The following is a 7027-nucleotide window of genomic DNA, read 5'->3' on the forward strand; positions in this document are numbered from 1 at the left end:
GTCGCAGGGGATCCGAACTGCCTTCGCGCCTGGAGCCGATCTCACCTGAATTTGTATCCAGATCTGCTTTATCTTCTTGTTTGAGCGTGGTCTTTTCCGAGGACCTTTCCCTTTTTGGAATCGTGCTCTGGAGCAAGCCATGACCGAACCGAAGACATCCGAGGGGACTGCCGTCGATGTAGCTGATTTTCGCGCCGCGATGCGGCTGATCGTCGGCAATGTCAGCGTCATCACCGCCGGCACCGGCGAGGATCGCTCCGGTCTGGTGGTCATTTCGGTCGTCTCGCTGTCGGCCGAGCCGCCCAAGGTGATCGCCTGTGTCAACCGGTCATCGTCGACCTGGCCGGTGATCGAACGCTACCGGCATTTCGGCGTCAACTCGCTTGGCCCCCAGCATCAGCGCGTGGCCGAGCGGTTCTCCGGCTTCGGCGGCATCAAGGGCAAGGACCGCTATGAGGGCGCCGAATGGGTGACGCTCAAGACCGGAGCTTTGCTGCTTTCGGATGCGGTGGCCGCATTCGACTGCAGCCTCGATGAAATGATCGATCGCGGCACGCATTCCATCGTCATCGGTTCGGTCGAGGCCGTGCGCACGTCCGATGCCGGCCAGGCGCTGATCTACTGGCGCGGCGGCTACAGGCCGCTGAATTCTGAATAGATCAGACCGAGCCTTTTTCCGCCAGGACCATGTAGTTGACGTCCATGTCCTTCGACCGCGCCCAGCGGTCGGCCAGCGGATTGTAGGTGACGCCGGTGCGGTCGATGATGGTCAGGCCGGCGCCGCCAAGCGCCTTTTCGAGCTCTTCCGGGCGCACCAGCTTGCCGAACTGGTGGGTGCCGCGCGGCAGCCAGCGCAGCACATATTCGGCGCCGATGATGGCTAAGCCCAGCGCCTTCAGCGTGCGGTTGATGGTGGCCACGAACATGATGCCGCCGGGCCGCACCATCTCGCCGCATTTGGCGACGAACAGGTCGATGTCGGCGACATGCTCGACCACTTCCATGTTGAGGATGACGTCGAATTTCTCGCCGGCGTCGGCAAGGTCCTCGGCCGTCGTGGCGCGATAGTCGACGCTGACATTGCCTTCGGCGGCGTGCAGCTTGGCCACTTCGATGTTGGTTTCGGAGGCATCCGCGCCCACAACCTCGGCGCCAAGCCGCGCCATCGGCTCGCACAAAAGTCCGCCGCCGCAACCGATGTCGAGGATGCGCAGTCCCTCGAAAGGCCTTGCAGCGCGTGGGTCACGGCCGAAGCGCGTCGCTATCTGGTCGCGGATATAGGCCAGCCGGACCGGATTGAATTTGTGCAGGGGACGGAACTTGCCGTTCGGGTTCCACCATTCGGCGGCAAGGGCGGAAAAGCGTTCCACTTCTCCGGCATCGATCGTCGATCGTCGGGGCTCTGGCATAGTTGGTCTCCTCGACACTACAGCGCCGCGCGTCCTCTTGGACGCGCAAAGGACGCTGTAGCACTTTAGATTCTGCGCATGATCCTTTCCGAAATCGACTTCGATTTCGGGGTCATGCGCTAGGAAGTCGGGCGTGAAGCCGCGAATGTCAAGGCAACAATTTTCCTCTGCCGGCAGGGAGCCGGATTCTGTCAGGGCATGTCAGCTGGAGTGCGCTGCGGTGAAACACAATTGGCCTGGCGGGCGAAGGAACACATCATCGTTTTGAACTCGAAGGAGGTGACGATGACAGCAATGACGGCTTCGATCCTCTGGCATCGGCTGGACGTGGAGGGGCATGATGCCTGTCTGCTTGCGCAGACCGATGGCGGGCACAGCCTCAAGGGACAAGCCATCTTCATCCAGGACGGCAAGCCGTGCTGCCTCGCCTACGGGGTGAATTGCGATGCCGGCTGGCACACGCGGGCGGCGCTTGTCGAAGGCTTTCTCGGCACGCGCCAGCTGCACTATGCGATCGAACGCGATTTCAACGGCCAGTGGACGCTGAACGGCGAAGTCCAGCAGGGTGTCGACGGTCTTGTCGACGTCGATCTTGGCTTCACACCGGCATCGAACCTGCTGGCGATCCGCCGGTATGGCCTCGGGATCGGCGAAGCGTCGCCTGCCCCGGCCGCCTACCTGACTTTCCCTGAACTGAGCCTGGTGCGCCTCGATCAGACCTATCGGCGTCTCGACACGGTTCGCTATGCCTATGCCGCGCCGGTGTTCGGCTATGACGAGACCCTCAACGTCTCGCCGCACGGCTTCGTTGTCGACTATCCCGGCCTTTGGAGACGCGCGGCTGCGTCAGGCTGAAGCGATTGTGATCAGTCCGCTGCGACCTGCGTCGTGCCAAGCACGTCACGCAGTTTCGCTGCCAGTTGCTCGATGGTGAAGGGCTTGGCGAGGAAATGCACGTCGTGGTCGAGCACGCCGTTGTGGACCACGGCGTTCCTGGTGAAGCCGGTGGTGAAGATCACCTTCAGCAGCGGCATGCGGGCAACGGCCTCTTCCGCCAGCTTGCGGCCGTTCATGACGGGCATGACGATGTCGGTGAACAGCAGGGCGACCTTCGGGTTTTCCGCCAGTTTCTGCAACGCTTCCTCGCCACTCGCGGCATCAATGACGGTGTATCCGAGTTCGCGTATGGCCTCGGTGGTGGAGACCCGCACGCGGGCATCATCCTCGACGACAAGGATCGTTTCGGCGACCGGTGCGGCGGAGTTGTCGCCGCGCCCGGTGGGCACGGCCGGCTCTTCGGCGCCGAAATACCGCGGCAAGTAGATCTTGATTGTCGTGCCTTCGCCGGGCTCGGAATAGATGTTGACGTGGCCGCCCGACTGTTTGACGAAGCCGAACACCTGGCTCAATCCAAGGCCGGTGCCCTTGTTGACCGGCTTGGTGGTGAAGAAGGGTTCGAAGGCCTTGGCCATGACATCGGGGGTCATGCCCGAACCGGTATCGCTGACGGCGATCATCACATACTGGCCGGCCGCGACTTCTGCATGGGCGGCGGCGTAGCTGTCGTCGAGATGGCTGTTGGCGGTCTCGATGGTCAGCTTGCCGTCATCGCCCATGGCGTCGCGGGCGTTGACGGCCAGGTTGAGAACGGCGTTCTCGATCTGGCTCGGGTCGGCATGGGTTTTCCACAAGCCTCCCGCCAGCACCGTTTCGATGCGGATGGTTTCGCCGAGTGCCCTACGGATCAGGTCGGACATCCCGGTCAGCAGGCGGTTGGCGTCGACGATCTGCGGCGCCAGCGGCTGCTGACGCGAGAAGGCGAGCAGCCGGGCCGTCAGATTGGCGGCACGGGTCGCGGCATCGATCGCCGCGTCGATGAATTGTGCGATGTCGTGCTCGCCGCGCGCCAGCTTGCGCTGGGCGAGGTTCATGGCGCTGATGATCACCGCCAGCATGTTGTTGAAGTCGTGGGCGATGCCGCCTGTAAGCTGGCCGACCGCCTCCATCTTGTGCATCTGGCGGATCTGGGATTCTGCCTTTTCACGTGTCTCGATCTCTCTGCCGAGCGCGACGTTCTTGCGCACCAACTCCTCCTGGGCGACCGCCACCTCAAGGAAGCGGCGGCGCGATTCCCTGATCGCGTAGCCGGCAAGCAGGAAGATCGCCAGCAGTGCCGCCACCGAACCGATGCGTAGCCAGGTCTCGACCTGGTCGGTATGCGCGTCGCGCGCGGCGACGGCTGCGGCGCTGATGCGTCGGACCGTATCCATGCTGGTTCGGATTTCGTCCATGACTGCCTTGCCCTGGCCGCTGCGAATCAGATCCAGCGCTTTCGTCGCATTGCCCTGGTCGTACAGGGCAATCGTCTCGGCCAGTTCAGCCTGCTTTTGCGAAAGCGCGTCCTTGATGTGGTTGATCGGCTGGACGAACTGGTCGTCGGGGGCGGTCAAGCTGTCGATACGGGCAAGTTGCCCCGGAATGGCGCCGACAGCGCTCCGATAGGGTTCGAGATAGGATTTCTCGCCGGTCAGCAGGTAGCCACGCTGGCCGTTCTCGGCTTCCTGTGCCAGAGAAAGCAGACCCGAAAGCAATTGCTGATATTCGATTGCCTCGCGCGCGGCGGCGCGGTTGGCCCGCTGTTCCTCGACCAGCATGGCACGGCTGCCGACAATAAGCGCCAGCACCGCAAAGCCTGCGACAAGCGGGAGCGATTGCCATCGCATGGCACGTCGAAACCGAGCAATCATCATCTGCTATGCCGAACCAAAAGAATTCCCCGCAGGCAGCATTTCGTAGGCGGCGCCGGGGCGGAAGGCAATATGCCGGCTTCTGGAGCCGGCAATTGGCCGCCAGCCTTGCGAAACCTTCGTCATTTGGCTAAGGAGGCCGCGCATTCAGCGGCCGGCGTCAGCCGGCCTTCCGCTTTTCGGGATTCCGGCTTTTGGCTGGGATCCGGCTTCAGGCAAAGGCATTTCGCTCCCATGGCGCGCATCGTGATGAAATTCGGCGGAACCTCCGTCGCCGACATCGCCCGCATCCGCAACGTGGCGCGTCACGTCAAACGCGAGGTCGACGCCGGCCATGAGGTGGCGGTGGTCGTTTCGGCGATGGCCGGGAAGACCAACGAACTGGTCGGCTGGACGCGTGAGGCCTCGCCGATGCATGACGCACGCGAATATGATGCGGTCGTCGCTTCCGGCGAGCAGGTCACGGCCGGCCTGCTGGCCATCACTTTGCAGAACATGGGCGTGCACGCCCGCTCCTGGCAGGGCTGGCAGATCCCGATCAAGACCGATAATGCGCATGGGGCGGCGCGCATCCTCGACATTGACGGTGCGTTCCTGATCAAGCGCTTCGGCGAGGGCCAGGTGGCGGTGATTGCCGGGTTCCAGGGCATCGGCCCGGACAATCGTATTGCCACGCTCGGCCGCGGCGGCTCCGACACCAGTGCTGTCGCCATCGCCGCGGCGGTCAAAGCCGATCGCTGTGACATCTACACCGATGTCGACGGGGTCTACACCACCGATCCACGCATCGAGCCCAAGGCGCGGCGGCTGGCCAAGATCTCGTTCGAGGAAATGCTTGAAATGGCCTCGCTCGGCGCCAAGGTTCTGCAGGTGCGTTCGGTCGAGCTTGCCATGGTGCACAGGGTGCGTACCTTCGTGCGGTCGTCCTTCGACGATCCCGATGCGCCCGGAATGGGGGATTTGCTCAATCCGCCCGGAACGCTCATTTGCGACGAGGAAGAGATCGTGGAACAGCAGGTCGTCACCGGAATTGCCTACGCCAAGGACGAAGCGCAGATTTCACTGCGCCGGGTCGGCGACCGGCCGGGCGTTGCCGCCGGCATCTTCGGGCCGCTGGCCGCGGCCAACATCAATGTCGACATGATCGTCCAGAACATTTCCGAGGACGGCAAGTTCACCGACATGACCTTTACCGTGCCGTCGGGCGATGTCGACAAGGCGCTGGCCGTGCTTGAACGCCTCAAGGCCTCGATCGGCTACGATGTCGTGCAGTCGGAAGCCGGCATGTCGAAGGTTTCGGTCATCGGCATCGGCATGAGGAGCCATGCCGGCGTCGCCGCCACCGCTTTCAAGGCGCTGGCCGACAAATCGATCAACATCCGCGCCATCACGACCTCGGAGATCAAGATTTCGATCCTGATCGACGGCCCGTATACGGAACTTGCGGTTCGTACTTTGCATTCCGTCTACGGTCTGGATAAGCAGTAGCGAGAACGATTTGAGTTGTTGCGTGTGCGCCGGTCGCGGTGGAAACTGCGGCGGGCAGAATGCCCATTGGAGAACAAGCCGCGATGCGTGATCAGGCCAGTGGCCCGCGCGTTTTGCTCAAACGGCTCCGCGAGCTCATGCAGGAGCCGCTGGAGCCGCAGGAGCGGCTTGACCGGATTGTGCGCGACATCGCCTCCAACATGGTCGCGGAAGTCTGCTCGCTCTATGTGCTGCGTGCCGATTCGGTGCTCGAACTCTACGCCACCGAAGGCCTGAACCCGAACGCCGTCCATTTGGCGCAGTTGCGGCTGGGCCAAGGCCTGGTCGGCACCATCGCCGCCAGCGCGCGGCCGCTCAACCTGTCCAATGCGCAGGAACACCCTGCCTTCGCCTACCTGCCGGAGACCGGGGAAGAGATCTACAACTCGTTCCTGGGCGTGCCGGTGCTGCGGGCAGGGCGCACGCTGGGCGTGCTGGTGGTGCAGAACAAGACCATGCGCCACTACCGCGACGACGAGGTCGAGGCGCTGGAAACCACGGCGATGGTGATCGCCGAGATGATCGCCACCGGCGATCTGGCGCGGCTGACCCGGCCCGGCCTCGAACTCGATCTGCGCCGTCCTGTCAGCTTCACCGGCCTGTCCTTCAATGAAGGCGTCGGGCTTGGCCATGTCGTGCTGCACGAGCCGCGCATCGTCGTCACCAATCTGTTCAACGAGGACAGCGAGGAAGAGGTTCGCCGGTTGGAGACCTCACTCAGCTCGCTCAGGCTGTCCATCGACGACATGCTGGAACGCCGCGACGTCGCCTTCGAGGGCGAGCATCGCCAGGTGCTGGAAGCCTATCGCATGTTCGCCAACGATCGCGGCTGGGTGCGACGGCTGGAAGAGGCGATCCGCAACGGCCTGACGGCCGAAGCGGCGGTGGAAAAGGTGCAGAGCGACATGCGCGCCCGCATGCTGCACATGACCGATCCCTATCTGCGCGAGCGGATGAGCGATTTCGACGACCTCGCCAACCGCCTGCTGCGCCAGCTGATGGGGCGCGGGCCGGAAGATGTCGCGGCATCGCTGCCTAAGGACGCCATCATCGTCGCCCGTTCGATGGGGGCTGCCGAACTGCTCGATTATCCCCGCGACAAGATGCGCGGGCTGGTGCTCGAGGACGGTGCAGCGACCAGCCACGTCGTCATCGTCGCGCGTGCCATGGGCATCCCCGTCGCCGGCCAGATGAAGGGCGCTGTTTCCATGGCGGAAAACGGCGATGCCATCATCGTCGACGGCGAGGAGGGCGTGATCCATTTACGGCCGCAGCCCGATCTCGAGGCCGCTTATGCCGAAAAAGTGCGTTTCAGGGCGCGCCGGCAAGAGGTCTACCGCGAAC

At 63.4% G+C, this 7027-nt stretch carries 6 protein-coding genes; 4 read left to right on the forward strand and 2 right to left on the reverse strand.

The window, feature by feature from the left end:
- The first annotated feature begins 139 nt into the window (after positions 1-139).
- Positions 140-658, forward strand: a complete 519-nt coding sequence (locus tag ENZ74_RS16115; protein ID WP_013529455.1) for a flavin reductase family protein — start codon at positions 140-142, stop codon at positions 656-658.
- A 1-nt stretch (position 659) separates the two neighbouring features.
- Here ENZ74_RS16115 and ubiG read toward each other — a convergent pair whose 3' ends face one another.
- The gene (gene ubiG, locus ENZ74_RS16120) at positions 660-1409 is read right to left on the reverse strand and encodes a bifunctional 2-polyprenyl-6-hydroxyphenol methylase/3-demethylubiquinol 3-O-methyltransferase UbiG (RefSeq protein WP_023811162.1); all 750 of its coding nucleotides are present in this window, start codon (positions 1407-1409) and stop codon (positions 660-662) included.
- Positions 1410-1694: 285 nt separating this feature from the next.
- Between ubiG and ENZ74_RS16125 the strand changes: the two genes are divergently transcribed.
- Positions 1695-2264, forward strand: a complete 570-nt coding sequence (locus tag ENZ74_RS16125) for a putative glycolipid-binding domain-containing protein (protein WP_063170342.1) — start codon at positions 1695-1697, stop codon at positions 2262-2264.
- Positions 2265-2275: 11 nt separating this feature from the next.
- Here the strand turns inward: ENZ74_RS16125 and ENZ74_RS16130 are convergent, their stop codons facing one another.
- Complete coding sequence (locus tag ENZ74_RS16130) at positions 2276-4132, reverse strand: CHASE3 domain-containing protein (protein ID WP_063169070.1); 1857 nt, start codon at positions 4130-4132, stop codon at positions 2276-2278.
- A 258-nt stretch (positions 4133-4390) separates the two neighbouring features.
- Here ENZ74_RS16130 and ENZ74_RS16135 point away from each other — a divergent pair, with 258 nt between their 5' ends.
- Positions 4391-5644 carry an aspartate kinase gene (locus ENZ74_RS16135; protein ID WP_063169069.1) on the forward strand — a complete coding sequence of 418 codons (1254 nt, stop codon included), beginning with the start codon at positions 4391-4393 and terminating at the stop codon, positions 5642-5644.
- Between the two features lie 83 nt (positions 5645-5727).
- On the forward strand, positions 5728-7027 hold a 1300-nt coding region (locus ENZ74_RS16140), incomplete at its 3' end, for a phosphoenolpyruvate-utilizing N-terminal domain-containing protein (RefSeq protein WP_127312864.1).

It is taken from the genome of Mesorhizobium sp. M7A.F.Ca.CA.002.15.2.1, assembly GCF_003998715.1.
GTDB classification, from domain to species: Bacteria; Pseudomonadota; Alphaproteobacteria; order Rhizobiales; family Rhizobiaceae; genus Mesorhizobium; species Mesorhizobium ciceri.